The sequence below is a fragment of the Salinivibrio sp. ML323 genome, from assembly GCF_001995745.1.
Classification (GTDB): domain Bacteria; phylum Pseudomonadota; class Gammaproteobacteria; order Enterobacterales; family Vibrionaceae; genus Salinivibrio; species Salinivibrio kushneri.
The window spans coordinates 73,338-93,088 of record NZ_MUES01000002.1 but is presented as its reverse complement, the minus strand read 5'-3'; the positions used below and the strand labels follow the sequence as shown (position 1 = coordinate 93,088).

General features: G+C 50.2%; 24 protein-coding genes and 1 tRNA gene. 6 read left to right on the top strand and 19 right to left on the bottom strand.

Annotated elements, in window-relative coordinates:
* Positions 1-12 precede the first annotated feature (12 nt).
* From flgG to BZG13_RS02000, 8 genes are all read right to left on the bottom strand, one after another.
* Positions 13-801: a flagellar basal-body rod protein FlgG gene (flgG, locus tag BZG13_RS02035; RefSeq protein ID WP_069363210.1), complete on the bottom strand. Its 789-nt coding sequence runs from the start codon at positions 799-801 to the stop codon at positions 13-15.
* Between the two features lie 22 nt (positions 802-823).
* The gene (flgF, locus tag BZG13_RS02030) at positions 824-1,573 is read right to left on the bottom strand and encodes a flagellar basal-body rod protein FlgF (protein ID WP_077484611.1); all 750 of its coding nucleotides are present in this window, start codon (positions 1,571-1,573) and stop codon (positions 824-826) included.
* Between the two features lie 172 nt (positions 1,574-1,745).
* A complete protein-coding gene (gene flgE / locus BZG13_RS02025; RefSeq protein ID WP_077484609.1) occupies positions 1,746-3,059 on the bottom strand; it encodes a flagellar hook protein FlgE in 1,314 nt (437 codons plus the stop codon).
* Between the two features lie 24 nt (positions 3,060-3,083).
* Positions 3,084-3,827, bottom strand: a complete 744-nt coding sequence (gene flgD / locus BZG13_RS02020) for a flagellar hook assembly protein FlgD (RefSeq protein WP_069363213.1) — start codon at positions 3,825-3,827, stop codon at positions 3,084-3,086.
* A 14-nt stretch (positions 3,828-3,841) separates the two neighbouring features.
* Positions 3,842-4,255: a flagellar basal body rod protein FlgC gene (gene flgC / locus BZG13_RS02015; protein WP_077456397.1), complete on the bottom strand. Its 414-nt coding sequence runs from the start codon at positions 4,253-4,255 to the stop codon at positions 3,842-3,844.
* A gap of 3 nt (positions 4,256-4,258) precedes the next feature.
* Complete coding sequence (flgB, locus tag BZG13_RS02010) at positions 4,259-4,654, bottom strand: flagellar basal body rod protein FlgB (RefSeq protein ID WP_046074968.1); 396 nt, start codon at positions 4,652-4,654, stop codon at positions 4,259-4,261.
* A gap of 188 nt (positions 4,655-4,842) precedes the next feature.
* A complete protein-coding gene (locus BZG13_RS02005) occupies positions 4,843-5,670 on the bottom strand; it encodes a protein-glutamate O-methyltransferase (RefSeq protein WP_069363215.1) in 828 nt (275 codons plus the stop codon).
* 26 nt (positions 5,671-5,696) lie between these two features.
* Positions 5,697-6,620, bottom strand: a complete 924-nt coding sequence (locus tag BZG13_RS02000) for a chemotaxis protein CheV (protein WP_069363216.1) — start codon at positions 6,618-6,620, stop codon at positions 5,697-5,699.
* Positions 6,621-6,744: 124 nt separating this feature from the next.
* On the opposite strand from BZG13_RS02000, the gene flgA reads away from it, so the two are divergent.
* The 3 genes from flgA (at position 6,745) to BZG13_RS01985 (ending at position 8,301) form a co-directional block, all read left to right on the top strand.
* On the top strand, positions 6,745-7,437 hold the full coding sequence (gene flgA / locus BZG13_RS01995) for a flagellar basal body P-ring formation chaperone FlgA (protein WP_077484607.1): 693 nt from the start codon (positions 6,745-6,747) through the stop codon (positions 7,435-7,437).
* An 89-nt stretch (positions 7,438-7,526) separates the two neighbouring features.
* Positions 7,527-7,850: a flagellar biosynthesis anti-sigma factor FlgM gene (flgM, locus tag BZG13_RS01990; RefSeq protein ID WP_077484605.1), complete on the top strand. Its 324-nt coding sequence runs from the start codon at positions 7,527-7,529 to the stop codon at positions 7,848-7,850.
* A 16-nt stretch (positions 7,851-7,866) separates the two neighbouring features.
* A complete protein-coding gene (locus BZG13_RS01985) occupies positions 7,867-8,301 on the top strand; it encodes a flagella synthesis protein FlgN (protein ID WP_077484603.1) in 435 nt (144 codons plus the stop codon).
* A gap of 320 nt (positions 8,302-8,621) precedes the next feature.
* On the opposite strand, the gene BZG13_RS01980 is transcribed toward BZG13_RS01985, so the two are convergent.
* Together BZG13_RS01980 and BZG13_RS01975 are read right to left on the bottom strand one after the other, a co-directional pair.
* Entirely contained in the window at positions 8,622-9,056 is a 435-nt protein-coding gene (locus BZG13_RS01980; RefSeq protein WP_077456399.1) for an LPP20 family lipoprotein, read from the bottom strand.
* 24 nt (positions 9,057-9,080) lie between these two features.
* Positions 9,081-9,716: a FlgO family outer membrane protein gene (locus BZG13_RS01975; protein ID WP_077484601.1), complete on the bottom strand. Its 636-nt coding sequence runs from the start codon at positions 9,714-9,716 to the stop codon at positions 9,081-9,083.
* A gap of 210 nt (positions 9,717-9,926) precedes the next feature.
* Here BZG13_RS01975 and BZG13_RS01970 point away from each other — a divergent pair, with 210 nt between their 5' ends.
* Both BZG13_RS01970 and BZG13_RS01965 read left to right on the top strand, forming a co-directional pair.
* On the top strand, positions 9,927-11,060 hold the full coding sequence (locus BZG13_RS01970; protein WP_077484599.1) for a flagella assembly protein FlgT: 1,134 nt from the start codon (positions 9,927-9,929) through the stop codon (positions 11,058-11,060).
* A gap of 50 nt (positions 11,061-11,110) precedes the next feature.
* A tRNA-Arg gene (locus BZG13_RS01965) sits at positions 11,111-11,186 on the top strand.
* 16 nt (positions 11,187-11,202) lie between these two features.
* Here the strand turns inward: BZG13_RS01965 and pgpA are convergent.
* The 9 genes from pgpA to glyA all read right to left on the bottom strand — a co-directional run bounded on the left by pgpA (position 11,203) and on the right by glyA (position 18,597).
* Positions 11,203-11,703, bottom strand: coding sequence for a phosphatidylglycerophosphatase A (gene pgpA, locus BZG13_RS01960; protein ID WP_077484597.1), 501 nt, complete (start codon positions 11,701-11,703; stop codon positions 11,203-11,205).
* Complete coding sequence (thiL, locus tag BZG13_RS01955) at positions 11,690-12,679, bottom strand: thiamine-phosphate kinase (protein WP_077484595.1); 990 nt, start codon at positions 12,677-12,679, stop codon at positions 11,690-11,692. The genes pgpA and thiL overlap by 14 nt, the downstream gene beginning before the upstream one ends.
* A gap of 63 nt (positions 12,680-12,742) precedes the next feature.
* Positions 12,743-13,207: a transcription antitermination factor NusB gene (nusB, locus tag BZG13_RS01950; RefSeq protein ID WP_077484593.1), complete on the bottom strand. Its 465-nt coding sequence runs from the start codon at positions 13,205-13,207 to the stop codon at positions 12,743-12,745.
* Positions 13,208-13,678 (bottom strand): 6,7-dimethyl-8-ribityllumazine synthase, encoded by a 471-nt coding sequence (ribH, locus tag BZG13_RS01945; protein WP_069363226.1) that lies wholly within the window; start codon positions 13,676-13,678, stop codon positions 13,208-13,210.
* Between the two features lie 121 nt (positions 13,679-13,799).
* A complete protein-coding gene (gene ribBA, locus BZG13_RS01940) occupies positions 13,800-14,909 on the bottom strand; it encodes a bifunctional 3,4-dihydroxy-2-butanone-4-phosphate synthase/GTP cyclohydrolase II (RefSeq protein WP_077484591.1) in 1,110 nt (369 codons plus the stop codon).
* Between the two features lie 10 nt (positions 14,910-14,919).
* Positions 14,920-15,582, bottom strand: coding sequence for a riboflavin synthase (locus BZG13_RS01935; RefSeq protein WP_069363228.1), 663 nt, complete (start codon positions 15,580-15,582; stop codon positions 14,920-14,922).
* A 5-nt stretch (positions 15,583-15,587) separates the two neighbouring features.
* Positions 15,588-16,718 (bottom strand): bifunctional diaminohydroxyphosphoribosylaminopyrimidine deaminase/5-amino-6-(5-phosphoribosylamino)uracil reductase RibD, encoded by a 1,131-nt coding sequence (ribD, locus tag BZG13_RS01930; protein ID WP_077484589.1) that lies wholly within the window; start codon positions 16,716-16,718, stop codon positions 15,588-15,590.
* Positions 16,715-17,164 carry a transcriptional regulator NrdR gene (nrdR, locus tag BZG13_RS01925; protein ID WP_046074984.1) on the bottom strand — a complete coding sequence of 150 codons (450 nt, stop codon included), beginning with the start codon at positions 17,162-17,164 and terminating at the stop codon, positions 16,715-16,717. Before nrdR ends, ribD begins: the two co-directional genes overlap by 4 nt.
* A 182-nt stretch (positions 17,165-17,346) precedes the next feature.
* Positions 17,347-18,597 carry a serine hydroxymethyltransferase gene (gene glyA / locus BZG13_RS01920; protein WP_069363230.1) on the bottom strand — a complete coding sequence of 417 codons (1,251 nt, stop codon included), beginning with the start codon at positions 18,595-18,597 and terminating at the stop codon, positions 17,347-17,349.
* A gap of 524 nt (positions 18,598-19,121) precedes the next feature.
* On the opposite strand from glyA, the gene BZG13_RS01915 reads away from it, so the two are divergent.
* The gene (locus BZG13_RS01915) at positions 19,122-19,739 is read left to right on the top strand and encodes a YitT family protein (RefSeq protein WP_077484587.1); all 618 of its coding nucleotides are present in this window, start codon (positions 19,122-19,124) and stop codon (positions 19,737-19,739) included.
* Positions 19,740-19,751 lie beyond the last annotated feature (12 nt).

Sequence of the window (19,751 nt, the reverse complement as noted above, 5' to 3'; positions counted from 1 at the left end):
CCTAAACCTTACTTAAAGCTGCTGATTGACGTAGCTGAGCATCTGGTCAACCGACGAGATCACTTTGGAGTTCATTTCGTAGACACGCTGAGCCTCAATCATGTTCACCAGCTCTTCAGTCACATTGACGTTAGAGGTTTCCAGCATCGACTGCTTGACTTCACCAAAGCCATCAAGCCCGGGAACGCCTTCTTGTGGATCACCACTCGCGCCGGTGGGCAGGTAAATATTTTGGCCTATTGGCTCCAACCCACCTGGGTTAATAAAGTCGACCGTGGTAATTTGACCCAGTACCTGGTTCTCTTGCTGACCTCGTAATCGCACAGACACTTCACCATCGGTTCCGACCGTCACTTGCACCGCATCGTCAGGAACGGTGATTTCAGGCTCTAAGGTGTAACCTGAACCTGACGTCACTATCGTGCCTTCATCATTCAAGGTAAATTGACCGTTTCGCTGATAGCCGATGTTGCCATCAGGGAGCAGCACTTGGAAAAAGCCGTCTCCCTCAATCATCATGTCGAGGGCATTGTCTGTGGTTTGCACATTACCATTGGTGTGGACACGCTGGGTGGCCACCACCTTTGAACCGGCACCGAGCATCAATCCACTTGGCAACTCAGTGTTCTGTGAGGATTGCCCACCTGGTTGGTTAATGTTCTGGTAGAAGAGATCTTCAAACACCGCGCGTGATTTTTTAAACCCGACCGTGGATGCGTTGGCTAGGTTATTCGAAATCGTCGAGATATTGGTCTGCTGCGCATCAAGTCCGGTTTTACTGACCCATAATGCTGGATGCATAATTACTTCCTCTTAATAAACCTTAGCCAAGCCGCAATAGTGATGCTGACGACTCGTCCATTTTTTCTGCGGTTTTCATTAACTTCACTTGCATTTCAAAATGACGTTGCAAGTCGATTAACCCAGTCATCTCACCCACAGCGTTGACGTTACTGCCTTCTAACGCCCCTGTTTGCAGCGTGACTCCAGCATCGGCCGGAAACACGGTGCCGGCCTCTTTGGGTTTGAACACGCCGTCTTTGTCTTTAAAGAGATCTTGATTATCTGGGCGAACCAGTTTGATTCTATCCACCATTTCCATCGCATCAGGTGGCGCACCTTGGGGGAGTACAGAAACACCGCCGTCTTTGCCCACTTCTATTTTTGCTGCAGGGAGGGGAATAAATATCGGGCCCCCACTCTCTCCGACAATGAGGTTACCATTACTGTTTTGGAGTAGGCCGGTTTGATCCACTTTGAGATGGCCGGCACGGGTGTAGCCTTCTTGCCCTTGGCTGTCTAGCACTGACATCCAGCCTTCACCTTGCACCGCCACATCCAGATTACGACCTGTGGTAATGGTTGAGCCTTGCTCGAAGCTGTATCCAGGTCGCTCAGTCATGTTGAATACTCGACTGGGTAACCCCTCGCCATAAGCTTGCATTGATCGAGACTGTTCAAGGTCAGCCCGGAAACCGGTGGTGCTGACATTGGCCAAGTTATTAGCGCGCAATTGCATAGCCTGCATATCTTGCTTTGCGCCACTCATGGCAAGGTATAACGAGCGATCCATAATTGGTTGCCTCCACAATCGTTCTACACAGAAGAAAGCAAAGAGCGTGCCAGTAATTTTATGCCTTTAAGATCAATCTATTACTAGTATTTTCGCCGCCAGAAAGGGGGAGGAGAAGAGAGGAAATGGAAAAGCCTTGCCGCCCTATCAGTGGGCGGCAAGGTTAATGTCACTAACGAATTTGTAGAATATTTTGTTGCATTTGGTTACTCACTTCCAAGGCACGTGAGTTAGCCTGAAAGTTTCGCTGCGCGGTAATCAAGTCAACCAACTCTTGGGTCATATCGATATTGGACTGCTCGATCGTCCCGCTTTTTACCTGACCAAAGGCGCCTTGCATCGCTTCACCAAAAACGGGGTCACCCGAATCTTGAGTCACATCCCATTGGGTATTGCCTACTTGGGCTAAGCCTTGCTGGTTGGCGACGCGCACCATCGCAACCCGCCCCAACGCGACATTTTCACCGTTACTGTAGGTCGCCATAATGGTGCCTTTAGGATCAATATCGACCTTGGTGAGATACCCCGTGGTTGCACCATCGTCAGTAAATTTACGCATCTCAAACGGCGCGGCATATTGAGTCGGATTATCGAAGTTGAGCGTGAGCTGCTGGTCACCGTCAGCCCCGTTCATTTCTAGCCCGGCACCCGCTGGCCCCAAGGCATCGGTCACGATCGGGTTACCGCCATTGATGCTGTTCACCGAGCCATCGGAGTTAAAGTCGATAGTGTGGCCAACCTGTCCAGAGGCACTAGTAACATTACCGCCTTGGATATTCACCGGCTTCTCACCTTCAGGATCTGTCATGGTGTAGTACACCGACCAACTGTTCGGATTCGCCGGATCGTTACCTTTTACATAATACGTCGATAATTTGTACGGCTGACCCAGTGAGTCATAGACCGTCGCCGACGTTTGCTTGTTATAGGTTTCTGGATCTTTAAAGTTAAACTGTGCGGGATCTTTCTCTGCGCCGCCGGCCGGTAAGTTCAAGCCAATATCGACATTTTCTGATGCACGAGGCTGGCCAAACTGATCGGGCACATTGAGCGACTGCGGCTCATAAGACGACACCTGCTGGGTTTCAGGGTCGACATTATAACCGAGCAAATACTGGCCCTCAGAGTTGATAATGTCGTTATTTTTATCAAGATGGAAGGCACCGTTGCGCGTTAACTGGTAATCGTTATTTTGCAGCTTGTCATTTGACACGCCGAAAAAGCCGTTACCACTAATCCGCAAATCAAGTGGGTTGTTGGTGTAGATACTTGAGCCTTCGTGGAACTGCTGTGCCACGGTCGACGTTTGTACACCGGTCCCGTTAGTGGTCTTCGAGTTTGAGAAGATGGACGTTGAGTAGACATCACCAAACTCAGCACGCGATTCCTTAAAGCCATACGTATTGGCATTCGAGATGTTGTTACTGGTGGTGTTCATGTCTTTCTGGGCCGCACCAAGGCCACTTAACGCAATATTAAAACCCATTGCTTTTCACTCCTAATAAATCGGTTAGCCTTTCGTCACATTTCCGACGTCGGCGTTACCGACCTCTAGCACTTCAGCCAGTTTCATCGGTGAGGAAAAGCCAGCAATATTCAACATCACATTGCCATCGCCATTCCCCAGCAAGACACTGTTTACATTGGCATAGGTCGACACATCAAACTCTTGGGTTTGGCCATCAACCATGCCACTTACTTTAATTTTGTACGTGCCCTCCGGCATAGGATTGCCGTTATCGTCGAGCCCGTCCCATTCAACGCGGTGATCACCCGGCGGCTTAGCGCCCATACTGAAGGTTCGCAATAGTTGCCCTTGCTCGTTTTCCACCCGAACACTGACATTATCCAGCGCTTGGGGCAGCTTCACCATTCCTGCAACACCGCCCGTTTCACCTTTCACCCCGGTGGAGCCGGGGACGAGGACGTCACGTCCGACCAAAGATGACGCTTGCAATGCCTGGTTAGACGTAATCGACTCATTGAACGTATCAAATTGCTTATTCATTTTGCCGATGCCCTCAACCGTGGCAAACGACGCCATCTGTGAGATCATCTTGTCATTATCGACAGGTTTAGACGGATCCTGCTGTGACAGCTGTTTGGTGAGCAATTTGAGAAAGTCTTCCTGCTCGAGTGCTTGCTTACCCGTGGTCGAGTCTTGCTTCTCTTGCAGTTTTTTCTCTTGCTGCGCCTTTAGCTGGTCAATGTAGGACAGTCCGTTCGTTGAACCTGTACCGTCAATTCCGGCCATCTTCGCCTCCTACATTACTGACCCATCTGAAGCGTACGCATCAGCATTTGTTTACTCGCATCGGCCACCTGCACATTGGTTTGATAGGCGCGCGATGCGGAAATCATGTTCGCCATCTCTTCCATCACATTGACGTTCGGCTTAAAAATATACCCTTCATCATTCGACATCGGATGGTTGGGGTTATATTCCGCGCGTAATGGTTTCTGGCTTTCGACAATACCATCAATGTTGACTGGCACACTTTCACCCTGTTGCTTAAAGCGATTAAGCTCCGCAGAGAAAATCGGATGCCGGGCTCGATACGTCTCTTCAGCAGAGCTGCTCACCGAATTGGCATTGGCCAGGTTACTTGATGTGGTGTTCAATCGTACTGATTCGGCACTCATCGCCGATCCCGACACGTTAAAAATATTAAACAAACTCATCGATTATTTCCCATTCAATGCCTTTTTCATGTTCTTGAACTTAGAGCCAAGAAAATCCAGTGAGGCTTGGTATTCCAGTGCGTTCTGCATGAACAAGTTCTTTTCTAATTGCGCATCAACCGTGTTGCCATCGCCGGTATCTGGCTGTGTGGGGATACGGTACTTCTTTTCCCCCATCACTTGGCTAGAGGCAGCAATGTGCCGCTCATTGGTGCGGCTTAGGCCAATACTTGCCTCGGATGTTGCCGCTTTTAGGGCGCGTTGAAAGTCGATGTCTTGCGCCTTGTAACCTGGCGTGTTGGCATTTGCAATGTTGCTAGACAGGGTTTCTGCCCGCTTGCCTCTTACGCCAACCGTGTGCTGGTGCACACCAAGTGCATTGTCAAATGTGATCGCCATGGACAACCTCCGAGTTCTTACTGCATGGAATAAAGCAAACAGGGTGCCAAGTTTCTAGCAAGGCTTCTTTTTTATCTTAAACCCAGGTGGGACGTGGACTGAGAGCAGGGGCACTGATGAATGAAAAACGAGAGCGCGAGACTAGGAGGCAAAAAAGCGGCAAACAATGTGCCGCTTTTTGCCATCCTTTATTTAAGCTTATAAATAATGCCAGGGTTACACCGAATCATCTCGAACTTGTCAGTTAACCCCGTGAGTGACTCCGACGCGCCCAATATCAAATAACCGCCGGGATTCAGTGCTCCCGCCATTTGATTCAACACTTTGGCTTTCATATCAGGTGAAAAGTAAATCAATACATTACGACAGAAAATGATGTCAAACTTGCCTAAAAGGCTGTAGCTTTCCATCAAGTTTTGTGGGCGGAAAGTCACCATGCGCTTTATATTGTCTTTGATCCGCATTTTGCCGTCACCGACATCTTCAAAAAACGTACGGCGACGCTCTGGCGACAGCCCGCGTCCTAGTGCTAGGTTGTCATAAATCCCCTGACGACAGGCTTCTAACATCGACGTAGAGATATCGGTGGCGGTGATGCTTACGCTGCCCATCATGCCAGGTTTACGCTGCTGGGTTTCCGCGACTGTCATGGCAATCGAATACGGCTCTTGTCCTGACGAACTCGCCGAGGACCAGATTTTAATCGGCTTACGTGATTTAGCCAGCTCGGGTAACAAGCGATGTGCCAGCACCTCATACGGATAGGTATCACGAAACCATAAGGTTTCATTGGTGGTCATCGCATCTATCGCAGCGACTGCCAGCTCGCGATTACGCCCCGTAATCACCGACTTTATCAGTTCTGACAGCGACCCCACGCCAAATTTATTCACCAGCGGGCTCAAGCGGCTGCGTACCAGATACTGCTTGCTGTCTCCCAGTACGATCCCACACTTGGCTTCGAGATGTTTGCAAAAGTCTCGATATTCTTGGTCACTGATTGCTACATTTGTCATTAATTAACTCAATCGCTTTGGTTGGGTTACGACTTAACCGCCTCGAGTACGGCAGAGCCCAATTCGTCAGGGTCGAACTTCGCGATAAACGAGTTAGCCCCGACACGCTCAACCATGGCCTCATTAAATACCCCACTCAATGATGAGTGCAATACTACATGAAGATCTTTAAGACTCGAATCTTTTCTAATCTCAGTTGTGAGGGTATACCCATCCATTTCAGGCATTTCGATATCGGAGATCACCAAGGCAAGTTGACTATAGATGCTTCCCTCAGCGGCCATTTCTTTCAGTTTTTCGAGTGCTTCTTTGCCATCTTGTACCAAGATAACGTCATAACCGACGCTTTCAACCGCGCGCTTCACCTGTCGGCGTGCAACGCTGGAATCATCGGCCACTAGCACTTGACTAGGAGCACTTTCTTCCCGCTCTTCACGTTTCGAGAGTACTTCCTCACTCACATCTTCATTCACAGGTGCGATTTCATTGAGAATTTTCTCAACATCGAGCACTTCCACTAACTCGTTATCAATTTCGGTGACTGCCGTGAGGTAGTGGGATCGCCCTGTCCCTTGAGGAGGAGGGAGAATTTTTTCCCAGTTCATATTAACGATACGCTCGACCGAGCCGACAAGGAAGCCCTGCATCGAACGGTTGAATTCTGCAATGATCACAAAGCGATTCTCTGGATCAGGAATAGCTGGCCCGCCAGTTGCAAGGCTCATATCGATGACAGAAACGGTTTGACCGCGGATGTGAGCCACTCCTTTCACCAAAGGATGCAAATTTGCCATTGCGGTGAGTCGAGGGCATTGCAGCACCTCTTTGACTTTAAATACATTAATGCCAAAGCGCTGTTTTCTCATCAGGCGGAAAGTCAACAGCTCTAACCGGTTTTGTCCTACCAGCTGCGTACGCTGGTTGACCGAATCAAGAACACCACCTGTCATAAGATAAACTCCATATTGCCCCGTTTTTTTTGTAGAGTAGCATGGTAATCATAGTGGGTAATCACATGACTCTCGAGAAAAGAAGGGATTTTTTTCTTAACGTCCGCTACTGCTGGATTGAACTATGTCCAAGATATCATTTTTATTTATCGTCGTTTGGCTTACAAGCTTTAGCGTAAGTATAGCTGCTGCGACAGTAAGTCAAATTGAAGCGGTGCAAGAAGCCGCGGAGGCCCATGTCGCCGATATTATTTCGCTGCCTAAAAATGGCGAACTCAACATCGCGGCGGGGAACCTTGATTCGCGTATGCGTCTCACCGATTGCCCCGTGCCACTCGACACCAAAGTGCCAGGCCGTCAACAGATTAATACCTCAGTGACCGTGATGGTGTCTTGTGATCGAGACAACTGGCAAGTGTATATTCCGGTTAAAATCGAGCTGATGACCCCCTCGGTTGTCGCAAAGCGACCGCTCAATCGTGGCATGACTATTGCTTCAAATGATGTAGCCGTTCAGATGGTAAATAGTCGGTTTCAACGCGGGCATACCTATACGCAACCCGCACGTTTAATTGGCTCTAAAGTCAAACGAACCGTGGGGATAGGTGAACCGATCAGCAGTAACGATGTCTGCGCTGTGTGTCGAAATGATGACGTTTTGATCACTGCGCAAGGAAACGGACTGAACATTGTTGCAAAAGGCACGGCATTAAGTGATGGCGCTCTAGGTGAGCAAATAAAAGTGAAGAACAATAAATCTAACCGGATTGTCGATGCTACAATCTCAGCGGTCGGCGAAGTAACGGTTAATTTCTAACTTTTTACGTCACACTGCTAAAGTAACAGCAAGGTGTGCCGATACGCTGAGCAACGGACTCAAAAAGCGACTGACAGTAAGGCGATGTTATGGCGAGTATTGACCAACTACGTGGTAATCAGCAACCCCTGACCACAACTCGTAACACGAGTAACCAGACCCAAACACAAGAAACGCAAGGCGGCTCAGTTCGTGAACAGCAAGGGGTGAAAGCCCAAGACGACGCTGTTTCGCTCAGCCAGCAAAGCCAAGTGATCGATAAAATGAATCAGAAAATAGCATCTGAGCCCTATTTTGATAGCGCTAAAGTGGATCAGATCAAACAAGCGATATCAAACGGCTCTTATAAAGTGGATCCTGACAAGCTTGCCGCAAGCATGATGCGTTTCGAGAACGATCTCAACGACAGCTAAGCTGATTGGAGTGGTTATGACCCCTACTACGCCTTTAACAACCTTGGTTGAACAGCAACTCGAGCGAGTCCAAGCGCTACAAAGCGTGCTCGAGCAAGAAGCCGGTGTCATTGCCAGCCGTGCCTCCGAAGATATCGAAGCAATCGCCAAACAAAAACAATCACTTATCAACGAAATTCAACGCAATGACGCGCAAATCAGTCGTCACCCTGAACGTGATTTGCTTAACCATGATCAGGCGTTAATTGAACACGTGAGTGCCATTCAATCCACGCTCTCTGCCTGTAAACAACAAAATGAAACCAATGGTGTTGCACTTCAGCGCGCCAGTTTAAGCATTCATCGCCTGCGCAATCTGTTCCAAGAAAGCGGTGGTAAGTCAGAACTGACCTATAACCAAGACGGTAACGCATCGGGGAGAAAAACCCTGGGCACTAACGTCAAAGCGTAACGTCCTCCCCACGCACCACCACGCCTAACGGCCAGACACGCCGAACCTAACGCCACCCTACTGGATACCTGTGAGCTTTACTTCCCTTACTTGCCTTATCGCCGTGCTTCCATCTGCCTGTCTTTTGCCGACTCTAGTTTGTTCCCTAAGACAGCGTGATGCGCTATTACGCCACTAAAGAGTCTGATTCAAGCACTAAAAAAGCGAGCATAGTGCTCGCTCTCCGTCTAAAAGGCGGGGTCACTTGTTACACCCGCCCGCTGAGTGCCAAGATGTTGCCGTCATCCATCGTATTTAACCAGAGAAAGACGCCCTAATGCCTAGAAAATAATATTATTATTACTCGGTACAGGCTGCGCTTCGCCATAGCGTTTCATTTTCTGCATGGTATCAAGATCAAGTTCGAGTTCTGTGACGTAACTATCACCAACTTTGTAACTCGCCACCACTTCGGCGCCGCGAATAATGCCATCGACGGCGCCTTGCGTATTGTCACGACCTAAACTTTGATCGTTGACGCTCGAACGGCTGCTAACCCGCAAGCCATATACTTGTTCACTCAATTCTTTGTACGCATCCACTTTAGAGGCACGCATAGCACGGGTTTCTTTTTCTTCTTGGGTTGCACCTTGTTGCGCACTGATCGATGCCATTCCCACCGCAGAAATGATATTTTCTTCTTTCATCTTGGTTAATGGCTGACAGGCTGACAGCATCAGCAAGATTGCGATGACAAATCCGTGTTTCGTAAACATTTATCTACCTTACTCTTTCCTATACTAAGGTTTTAGCACCACTGTCTCACGCTTCACGCGGTTTTGATCGTCGCGAATGATCACACCATCACGTTTGCGCACCTTGTACAAGCTATCAATATCACGCCCAATCCGGTCCGCGGGTAAAAAACCTTGCGCCGAGGCAACCACCACGCGAGATTCCATACCGATTACCCGGGCATTGACCAATACCCCGCCGCCTTGACGCAACATAGTTCCCGTCAATACATAATCGATTTGTTGTTCAGGGTTCAGCTCTTTCCAGTCTCGGCTAATGGTGAAATCACCTTCTTCTGTGACCCGAATAGCGCCCGTTGACTTAAAGTCTACCACCGTAAAACCACGGCTTTGCATCTGGTAAATCAACCCTTCAGTGACAGTGTTTCCTAACCAGTTTGTTTCGCCCATATTTTGCAGGTCGACAAACGAGGTGACCGCTAAGGGTGTTCGCGCTGTCAAATACGCATTGGTGGCTAACAGCTCATCGGCCATGCTATTTAGAAAGTAATCAAGGGTGTGACGTGGCCGCTGCTTAAGGAAAAACTCACTGCCCGAATACGGCTCTTTGCCGTTATAAATTGGCGTGTAAGCACAGCCTGTTACCCATAGCGCTACTATCGCCACTATCCACTTTTTCATCGTATCATGCTCCGCGCTCAGTCATCGATGTGAGACAAGTGTGTCATTAAGGGTATCGGTTGATTTCATTAAACCTTTACCTTTGATTGCTGGCTCTATTTGGGTACACAACTTGCATCAGCGTCTTTGCGTCATCTTTTTGGTAGGCCTTAACCCTACGCACTAATAGATTGAAAGCAATTTCCATACCCACTAAGTGAGATCTTGACTATGAAAACCCTTTTGGCGCGGTTAACGCTGATTGTCAGCCTGAGTGTCGCTCCTTGGGCGCACGCGGCGTGGTATGAAGTATCAGCCAGCTCCCCGATACTCGAAAGCCAGCAAGCCGCCCGAGTTCGGGCACTTGAAGCCGCAACCTTTGATGCCATGCGCTTTGCCGGTGCCGATGTAGGCAGCTTGCAGCAACTCAAGCGTTTTTACTCGCAAGTCAAACCTGGTTATCAGTTTAGCGGCAATGCGGTACGCGAAGTACAAGTGTTAGAAGAAGGCATTCAAGGCGGCAAGTATGTTGTCAATCTGCGCTTAGATATCTATCCATCGGCAAACGCTTGCCACAAAACCCAGTATAAAAAAGGCATGGTATTAACACGTTTTCCGATTGTTGCCCCCCAACAAGCCGCATTAGGGGGCATTTATCAATTTGGCGATGACTTTTCAGTGCTGTTAAACCGTGAGATTAAACAGCACGCACAAAGCTTTATCGGGCGTGGTATCGCCAATGTCGATGTCTCGCCCAATGCGCCCCGCACTGTGGCCATGTTAGCGGAAGACAAAGACGCGCAGTTTGTGATCACAGGCGCAATCACTGATTTGTCTGCCACCACCGACGCCAGCGGCTTTGGTGATGCACAAAATAACCGCCAATTGGCCGTCAATGTTCAGGCAATGGACAGTGAGAGTGGTGAAGTCATATTTCAGCGCCGCTATCGTGATGTCGCCCAATGGCCGTTTGAACGCCATAGCCAAGTCGATACTCAGACCGCGCGCTTTTGGCAATCTCCTTATGGGCAAATGGCACGCCGAATGAGTCGAAATATATTGTTAGACTTGGAGTCGTCACTGTCTTGTCGCGCCAGTAAGCCAGAAATCGTCGCCCTCAAAGACAATATTGCACAAATCAATGTCGGGCGTATCAATGGGGTGAAACAAGGCGATCAATTAAACCTTTGGCACATTGCCTCGTTCACCGATGATTTAGGTATCGTCCGTACTCAACGTCGAAAAAGCGGGATCACCCTGACTGTTGCACGCGTTTATGAAAGCAGCGCTGAAGCCGTGGTTCAGCCTCAAACCTTAACCGGCAGCATACAAATCGGCGACATAGTGACCAAAGGGGTTAATTAAATGAAAACAGGCGCTTAAATCACGCCTGTTTTTACGTATAATATCGACACGCTCTCATAGCTCAACAGGATAGAGCAGTCGCCTCCTAAGCGATCGATCGGGGTTCGAGTCCCTGTGGGAGCGCCATTATCTTTCTATATGGCTATAACCAGGTTAAGGCCTGTGTATAGGTTGCCAGCAGCCAGAGGCTGGCCATCGCCATCACGCCAGCTAAAATGTCATCCAACATGATCCCTAAACCACCATGAATGTGCTTATCCAACCAGCTGATCGGCCAGGGTTTCACCATATCAAAGATGCGGAATAACACAAAACCGGCTAAAACGATTTGCCAATCGGTGCTGGGTACCAAGGCCATGGTTAGCCAGAATCCTACGAACTCGTCCCAAACGATCGCGCCATGATCATGCACTTTCATATCTTTCGACGCCCGCCCGCAAATAGCAATGCCGGCAAGGCCTCCGACAATAATGGCCACCCACAGCCCAAGGGTGCCGCCGTAATTGATAAACGCAAGATAAAACGGCACCGCAAATAAGGTACCGACGGTCCCGGGTACAATCGGTGACAAACCACTACCAAAGCCAAGCGCAAGCAGATGGTAAGGGTTGGTTAAAGACAAACGATGTTTAGGATCCGTCACGATGTGGCTCCTTAAAATGATCCCATCCAGACAGCACCCAATCGAGAGGCTGATTGTCTGCTACAAGCTCAAGGCGATGGTTGCCGGTTATTTGCCCGATGCATTGCACACTCACGCCACTGTGCTTGAGTGCTGTATCTAATGTGCCACGGTGTAGCTCAGGGACAGTAAAACACAGTTCATACTCCTCACCACTGGTCAGGGCAAGTTTTTGTGCCTGCTCGACACTGGCTTGATCAGTCAACAAGGCTTCAGAAAGTGGTAATTGCGCCACATCGACTTTTGCGCCAACACCGCTGGCGGTGAGGATATGGGTTAAGTCTGCGTGTAAACCATCAGAAATATCAATCGCCGCTGACGCGATACCCCGCAATGCCTGTCCAGCGGTTACTCGGGGCTGAGCGCGATAATGACGATTGATTAATGTGGTAGCGCGAGCCTTATCAACCACTGCCTTGCCGAGAATATAATCAAGCCCGGCTTGGCTCTCACCCAGTGTGCCGGTCACAAAAATCCAGTCGCCAGGTTTCGCCCCCGCGCGCGTCAGGGCCTGCCCTTTAGGCACATGGCCATGTAAGGTAATGGTGATGCTTTTGGGCCCACGTGTGGTATCACCGCCAATCAGCTGGACCTGAAAATGCTCGGCAAGGGCAGCAAAGCCTTGGCAAAAACCTGCCACCCAGGCATCATCGGGCTCTGGTAAGGTAAGCGCCAGAGAACACCACGCTGGCATTGCCCCCATCGCAGCTAAATCACTCAAGTTCGAGGCCAACGCCTTGTGCGCCACATCAGAGGCACTCGCAGTCGGAAGAAAATGGGTCCCCTCCACCAGCGTATCTGTGGTCACCACTAACTGGCAGCCTTCAGGGACCTCGACCAACGCACAGTCATCACCAATACCTAAAGCGACATCACGACGCTTGACCGGCTGACGAGCGAAGTAGTCGCGAATCAAATCAAATTCGTTGCGTGTCATAAACACTATTTTGTTGGATAGAACAATAAAAAGGCCAGCAGTGCTGGCCTAGTCGGGAAGGGATTAACGTAACCGAGGGTACGCTTTATCCAAGACACCGTTGACAAACTTATGGCTGTCTTCTGCGCCAAAACGTTTTGCCAGTTCAACGGCCTCATTGATAACCACTTTGTAGGGGACATCGTCGCACTTGATCAGCTCATACATCGCAAGACGCAGTAAGGCATGCTCCATATCATCTAAATCCTGCAAAGGACGTGACAAGTATGGGCGCATCTTACTATCAAGTTCTTGATGGCTAAGCGCAACACCGCTAAACAGATTACGAAAGTAAGCAACATCTGTTTCTGGTTCACGCAGAAGCGGCTCGCTTTTCTGATGCTCGTCTTCTTCTTCGTATTTATCTGCGGCAAGAAACGCGGCTTCAATATCAGCAACATTACCTTGCGCTAGCTGCCATGAATAGATGGCTTGCAATGCAAATTGGCGTGCATTACGTCGTGCGGCTGGTTTCACTTTAACCCCCATTTAGGATTCAATTTGGGACAGAACATTCACCATTTCAAGCGCGCTCAGTGCAGCCTCTGCCCCTTTGTTACCAGCCTTGGTACCTGCGCGTTCGATCGCTTGCTCAATGGTGTCTACCGTTAGCACACCAAATGCGACTGGGGTTTCAAACGCCAGTGCAACTTGTGCCAACCCTTTATTACATTCTCCGGCGACATAGTCAAAATGCGGTGTGCCACCACGGATCACTGATCCAAGTGCCACAATCGCGTCATAGCGACCGCTCTTGGCGAGCTTTTGGGTCACCACAGGCAACTCGTAGGCACCTGGGCAACGCACCACGGTGATATTATCGTCGTTGACTTGGCCTTGGCGCTTCAGTGCGTCAACCGCACCATCTAGCAAACTCTCGTTGATAAAGCTATTAAAGCGAGAGATAACAATAGCAACCTGCGCGTTGGGCGCGGCAAATGCCCCTTCGATTACGTTCATGAGCCTTCCTGTGACTTGCTTTCCGGAATGAGAAACCGCGCGATTCTACCACATTTTTATCCAATGGCACCATGTTCCGTACCAGTGGATAATGGTGCCTATCGCGCGTCGTTGTTATACGTTATTCGGTGACGTATTCCACCACGTTCAGGCCAAAGCCAGACAAGGCATGATAACGCTTGGTTGATGAAGACAGCAGGCGCATTTGCTTGACACCAAGATCCGCCAATATTTGCGATCCAATCCCCACTCGGCGAGAGGTCCCCTGCCACTTGGCACCGGCCGGTTTCTCACCTTTATCTTGCGCTTCAAACGCTTTTACCTTGTTGACGATAGCTTCGCTGGTTTCTTCTTTACCCAGAATCACCAACACCCCGCCTTCATCGCTAATCCTCTGCATCGCACGGTTCAGACTCCAACTGCGCTCAGCGGTGCGGTCAGACTGGAGTACATCGGTAAAGGTATCTTGCAGATGAACACGAACCAGGATTGGATCGGCAGTTACTTCGCCTTTACACATCGCGTAGTGGATTTGATCATCGATGGTGTCACGATAGGTCACCAAATCAAATTCGCCAAACTCCGTCGGCAGTTTACAAGACGCCACGCGCTCGATGGTGGTCTCGTTGAGATTACGGTATTCAATCAAATCGGCAATGGTACCCAGCTTGATGCCGTGCTTGTCACAGAACACCTCCAAGTCAGGGCGACGTGCCATGGTGCCGTCTTCATTTAAGATCTCAACAATCACAGAAGCTGGGCTGTAGCCACCTAAACGGGCCAAATCGCACCCTGCTTCGGTGTGGCCAGCGCGGGTGAGTACCCCTCCCTCTTGCGCCATCAAAGGGAAGATATGGCCTGGCTGAACCAAGTCAGCCGCTTTAGCGTCGGGGGTAACTGCGGCTTGCACGGTGTGCGCGCGGTCAGCCGCCGATATCCCTGTGGTCACCCCTTCGGCCGCTTCAATCGACACGGTAAAGGCGGTAGAAAATTGCGCGTTATTGTCGGACACCATCAAGGGCAGTCCAAGCTGCTGGCAGCGCTGCTGAGTCAGCGTCAAGCAAATCAATCCTCGGCCGTGGGTGGCCATAAAGTTAATCGCTTCTGGTGTCACTGCCTCTGCCGCGATGATCAAATCGCCTTCGTTCTCGCGATCTTCGTCATCCATCAACACCACCATTTTACCTTGGCGGATATCGTCAATGATTTCTTGAGCGCTACTAATTGCCATCTTGGGATCCTTATTTCAAAAAACCGGAACGGGCCAATGTTTCCAGGCTGATACCCGTTGATTGTGTCGGCTCAGCCGCCTTATCACCGAGCATCAATCGCTCGAGGTAACGGGCGATCACATCGACTTCGATGTTTACCTTGCGCCCGGGCGCAAAGTGCTGAATGGTGGTTTGCTCGGCGGTGTGCGGCACGATTGTGAGTTTGATATGGCTGCCATTCACTTCGTTCACTGTCAAACTGATACCGTCCACCGTGATAGAGCCTTTCAATGCCACATACTTGGCGAGATCAGACGGCAATGCAATCCAGTACTCCCAGGCACGACCCGTTTGACTGACTGATGTGACTTCACCCAGACCATCAACATGGCCGGAGACCATATGGCCGCCAAAGCGGGTGGTCGGCAGCATGGCCTTTTCAAGGTTGACGTTATCTCCTACCGATAAAGCGCCCAGCGACGAACGCGCCAAGGTTTCCGAGGAGACATCGGCGCTATAGCCGGTTGCGGTCAATGCAACCACGGTTAAACATACTCCGTTGGTGGCGATGCTGTCACCCAATTTAACGTCGGCGAGATCAAGCTCGCCGCTGTCGATGGTCAAGATAACATCTTGTCCTCGACGGCTTAGGGTTTGCACGCGCCCCATCGCTTCAATAATGCCAGTAAACATCGTCTTTAATACTCTTGCGTGGTCACAGCATGCTCAGAGAGCATGGCGGTTAAGCGAACATCGTCACCGATCACCTTCACCTGATTAAACTGGAAACGCGGTGCATCGTCCATCCGTTGCATCCCGTCTAACGCAACCAAGGGGCGACTATCGCCCCCTAACAACATTGGCGCTTGGTAAACGATCAGCTCATCAACTAACGATTCAGTGAGCAACTGAGCCGCCAGCCTCGCGCCCGCTTCTACCCATATTTTGTCAATATCATGTTCGGCCAGGGCGCGCAGAATGGCAGACAATGACGCACCTGGCATCACCCACTCATGAACGTTATCCGGCCACACCTGGTTACTCGGCGTATCAACAACACGGATCACATCGCCCTCTAGTTGATAAACAGCCGCATCAGGAGAGGTTTTATTGTCTTTATCCAAAATTACCCGTGTGGGCTGACGCAAGGATGGCTGCGGGTAGGTATCGAGGATGTCAGCGGGAAGCTGACCATTGCGAATATTCAAGCTAGGGTTATCGGCAAGCACCGTGGCACTGGTTGATAAAATGGCGCTGGCTTGCGCGCGAAATGCTTGCACATCGGCACGCGCGGGCTCACCGGTAATCCATTTACTTTGCCCATTCGCCAATGCCGTGCGCCCATCAAGGCTTCCCGCCAGTTTAAGCTGCACATACGGCATTTTAGTTTGCATACGTTTGATAAAACCAAGGTTCAGCGCTTTTGCCTGTTCAAGCATCACGCCCACAACTACCTCAATGCCTGCTTCTTGTAACCGTGCGATACCACGTCCGGCCACTTTAGGGTTTGGGTCTTGCATCGCGCACACCACGCGGCTGACGTTGGCAGCAATCAACGCATCGCAACACGGCGGCGTGCGACCATAATGAGAACAAGGCTCTAAGGTGACGTAAGCTGTCGCGCCTTGTGCGCGTGCTCCCGCAGCCTTTAATGCATGCACTTCAGCGTGCGGGCCGCCGGGGGCGATATGAAACCCTTCACCGACCACTTCGTCGCCCTGTGCAATCACACAACCAACATTGGGGTTAGGCGTGGTGGTATAGCGACCTTGGGCTGCGAGCGCTAACGCGCACATCATCATGGTTTTATCGCGTTCGCTTTGACTCATTTTTGCAACCGTGCGATTTCTTCGCCAAATTCACGAATGTCTTCAAAACTATGGTACACAGAGGCAAAGCGAATATAAGCCACTTTATCTAGCTCCTTGAGCGCTTCCATCACCAAGTTCCCCACCATGGCAGAGCCAATTTCGCGCTCTCCGGTAGCGCGCAAACGTGACTTTATACTGTTGATCGCTTTTTCAATGTCATCGGCGCTCACTGGGCGCTTTTCTAATGCGCGTTGAATGCCGCCACGCAGTTTCTCTTCGTCAAACGGTTCTCGGTTGCCGTTGGTCTTAATCACCCGTGGCATCACTAACTCTGCCGTTTCGAACGTGGTATAACGCTCTGCGCACGCCAAACATTGGCGGCGACGGCGAACTTGGTGACCATCAGCCACAAGACGAGAATCGATCACTTTGGTGTCGGTAGCACCACAAAATGGACAGTGCATGAGTGTCGCCTCCTCAATATCGTCTTGCTAGTGTAACCGATTTGTAGCGATGAAAAAGCCTATTGAAGAGGACTTTATGGTGGTTTTGTGTGCTAAACAAACCCTGTAAGGTCGGTGATGCCTGTAAAAACAAAAAAGACGCCCTAAGGCGCCTTATAAGCTATTCATTTTCGTGCCAATAATTAGGCATACACAGGCAGGCGACGGCAAATCGCTTGCACTTTTTCTTTGGTCTCGGCAATCACTTGCTCATTACCGATGTTATCCAAGACATCACACATCCAGTGCGCAAGCTGCTCGGCATCCTGCTCGGTAAAGCCACGACGTGTAATCGCAGGCGTGCCCACACGAATGCCAGAGGTGACAAACGGACTGCGTGGGTCGTTCGGCACACTGTTTTTGTTGACCGTGATGTTGGCCGCACCCAGTGCTGCGTCTGCTTCTTTCCCAGTGATGTCTTTATCAATTAAATCAACCAACAACAGGTGATTGTCAGTGGAATCCGATACGATTTTATAACCGCGAGCTTGGAAGCCTTTGACCATCGCGCGTGCATTATCAATCACGCGCGCTTGGTAGGCCTTAAACTCAGGCTCCATCGCTTCTTTAAACGCCACGGCTTTGCCCGCAATCACGTGCATCAGTGGGCCACCCTGCCCGCCTGGGAATACCGCAGAGTTGAGCTTTTTATAGAGGTCTTCACCGGCATTCGACAAGATCAAACCGCCGCGAGGGCCCGCCAGGGTTTTGTGGGTGGTGGTGGTGACTACATGTGCATGTGGCAATGGATCTGGATATACGCCTGCCGCAATCAGACCTGCGACGTGCGCCATATCCACCAACAACCATGCACCGACTTTATCAGCGATTTCACGCATGCGCTTCCAATCCACCACTTGTGAATAGGCAGAAAAGCCACCGATCAGCATTTTCGGCTTGTGCTCCAGCGCCAGCTGTTCCATTTGCTCGTAATCGATCTTGCCAGCTTCATCAATGCCATAAGGGATCACATGGTAATGCTTACCAGAGAAGTTGACCGGCGAGCCATGGGTTAAGTGACCACCATGCGCCAAGCTCATACCTAGAACCGTATCGCCTGGATTTAGCAGGGCCATATAAACCGCGCTATTCGCTTGTGAGCCTGAATGAGGCTGCACGTTGGCATACTCACAACCAAACAGCTCACACGCACGCTCAATCGCGAGCGCTTCCGCTTTGTCTACGTACTCACAGCCACCGTAATAACGCTTACCTGGGTAGCCTTCTGCGTACTTGTTGGTCAGTTGAGAGCCTTGCGCTTCCATCACGCGTGGGCTGGTGTAGTTTTCTGATGCGATCAGCTCAATGTGTTCTTCCTGACGTGCCGTTTCTTCTTCAATGGCGGCGAACAGGGCGGGATCGTAATCCGCGATATTCATGTCACGCTTTAGCATTTGTCTCTCCTGACTTAACATTGGCGGGCAATAACCCCAAAAGCGAACGCTAGGGCGCTTTCAACTCCCCTAGCAAAAACGAGTGCTGGTGTGATGGCTTCGATCACCCCTTGGCTTAGTCGCCTTAACATGACAAATCAAAGCGATTAAGCCAAGGAAAATTATTTATTTCAGCTGCCTTGCGCAAACGTTTTCGTCGCCGCCATGACTGTGTTTGCCATTCTACAAAAAATCCAACCTGTCAGGTAGCCTGCGTCACACTTTTTTATTGCGCACGTCGATGATGATGGTAGAGCATTAACGAACATGGCCGGTGTAAAGATTTTACAGCTAAGTATCATAATACTGACATTCTACATTCAAGTGATTTACCTCATCGGCTTTCTCTTTGTCCTAATTGGCGATAGAATCCGCGCCCGATTATCCCATTAACTTTTTTACCGCCGGCCCGCTGGGTTTTGGCGGCCTTTTTGTTGTTATCACGTTTTTGTTTTTATCACGCTAATTAAGTAGGGAGAAGCCGTGTGAGTCAGTACCAACACAGCTTTAAAGAAGACATTATTGCTATCGCCTCGGGCGCGTTTCTCGTCGCCCAAGGGGTGTTTTTTTTGCAACAAGCCGGGCTCTTAACCGGGGGCACCACAGGTCTTGCCTTGTTGGTCAGCCAGTTTACCGACCTATCGTTCGGTACTTTGTATTTTCTGTGTAATTGCCCGTTTTATTTAATGGCGTGGTTTCGTATGAGCCCACGCTTTGCTGTGCGTAGCTTACTCGCGGGGGGCGCGGTATCGGTGATGGCTGACCATATTGCCTACTTCTTTGAAATTACCTGGCTGGCCCCTGCGTACTGTGCCGTCATTGGTGGTTTGCTAATGGGCGTCGGCATGCTGATGATTTTCCGCCACAATGCCAGCTTGGGCGGCTTTAACGTGCTGGTGCTCTATTGTCAGGACAAGTTTGGGATCTCGGCAGGAAAGCTACAAATGGGCATCGACTGCACCATTCTCGCGTTATCTTTCTTCCTTATCGATCTGAACCTGCTGATGTGGTCAGTGGTTGGCGCGATCGTACTCAACTTAGTGTTGGCGATGAACCACAAGCCTGGGCGCTATCAGGCGCATCCTGCTAACCCCAGCGCTTGAGCGGCCTATCAA

Excerpts from the sequence above, each read along its gene's own strand:
- flgG (WP_069363210.1), bottom strand. The coding sequence starts at position 801 with ATGCATCCAGCATTATGGGTCAGTAAAACCGGACTTGATGCGCAGCAG.
- flgF (WP_077484611.1), bottom strand. The coding sequence starts at position 1,573 with ATGGATCGCTCGTTATACCTTGCCATGAGTGGCGCAAAGCAAGATATG.
- flgE (WP_077484609.1), bottom strand. The coding sequence starts at position 3,059 with ATGGGTTTTAATATTGCGTTAAGTGGCCTTGGTGCGGCCCAGAAAGAC.
- flgD (WP_069363213.1), bottom strand. The coding sequence starts at position 3,827 with ATGGCCGGAATTGACGGTACAGGTTCAACGAACGGACTGTCCTACATT.
- flgC (WP_077456397.1), bottom strand. The coding sequence starts at position 4,255 with ATGAGTTTGTTTAATATTTTTAACGTGTCGGGATCGGCGATGAGTGCC.
- flgB (WP_046074968.1), bottom strand. The coding sequence starts at position 4,654 with ATGGCGATCACATTTGACAATGCACTTGGTGTGCACCAGCACACGGTT.
- BZG13_RS02005 (WP_069363215.1), bottom strand. The coding sequence starts at position 5,670 with ATGACAAATGTAGCAATCAGTGACCAAGAATATCGAGACTTTTGCAAA.
- BZG13_RS02000 (WP_069363216.1), bottom strand. The coding sequence starts at position 6,620 with ATGACAGGTGGTGTTCTTGATTCGGTCAACCAGCGTACGCAGCTGGTA.
- flgA (WP_077484607.1), top strand. The coding sequence starts at position 6,745 with ATGTCCAAGATATCATTTTTATTTATCGTCGTTTGGCTTACAAGCTTT.
- flgM (WP_077484605.1), top strand. The coding sequence starts at position 7,527 with ATGGCGAGTATTGACCAACTACGTGGTAATCAGCAACCCCTGACCACA.
- BZG13_RS01985 (WP_077484603.1), top strand. The coding sequence starts at position 7,867 with ATGACCCCTACTACGCCTTTAACAACCTTGGTTGAACAGCAACTCGAG.
- BZG13_RS01980 (WP_077456399.1), bottom strand. The coding sequence starts at position 9,056 with ATGTTTACGAAACACGGATTTGTCATCGCAATCTTGCTGATGCTGTCA.
- BZG13_RS01975 (WP_077484601.1), bottom strand. The coding sequence starts at position 9,716 with ATGAAAAAGTGGATAGTGGCGATAGTAGCGCTATGGGTAACAGGCTGT.
- BZG13_RS01970 (WP_077484599.1), top strand. The coding sequence starts at position 9,927 with ATGAAAACCCTTTTGGCGCGGTTAACGCTGATTGTCAGCCTGAGTGTC.
- thiL (WP_077484595.1), bottom strand. The coding sequence starts at position 12,679 with ATGACACGCAACGAATTTGATTTGATTCGCGACTACTTCGCTCGTCAG.
- nusB (WP_077484593.1), bottom strand. The coding sequence starts at position 13,207 with ATGGGGGTTAAAGTGAAACCAGCCGCACGACGTAATGCACGCCAATTT.
- ribH (WP_069363226.1), bottom strand. The coding sequence starts at position 13,678 with ATGAACGTAATCGAAGGGGCATTTGCCGCGCCCAACGCGCAGGTTGCT.
- ribBA (WP_077484591.1), bottom strand. The coding sequence starts at position 14,909 with ATGGCAATTAGTAGCGCTCAAGAAATCATTGACGATATCCGCCAAGGT.
- BZG13_RS01935 (WP_069363228.1), bottom strand. The coding sequence starts at position 15,582 with ATGTTTACTGGCATTATTGAAGCGATGGGGCGCGTGCAAACCCTAAGC.
- ribD (WP_077484589.1), bottom strand. The coding sequence starts at position 16,718 with ATGAGTCAAAGCGAACGCGATAAAACCATGATGATGTGCGCGTTAGCG.
- nrdR (WP_046074984.1), bottom strand. The coding sequence starts at position 17,164 with ATGCACTGTCCATTTTGTGGTGCTACCGACACCAAAGTGATCGATTCT.
- glyA (WP_069363230.1), bottom strand. The coding sequence starts at position 18,597 with ATGCTAAAGCGTGACATGAATATCGCGGATTACGATCCCGCCCTGTTC.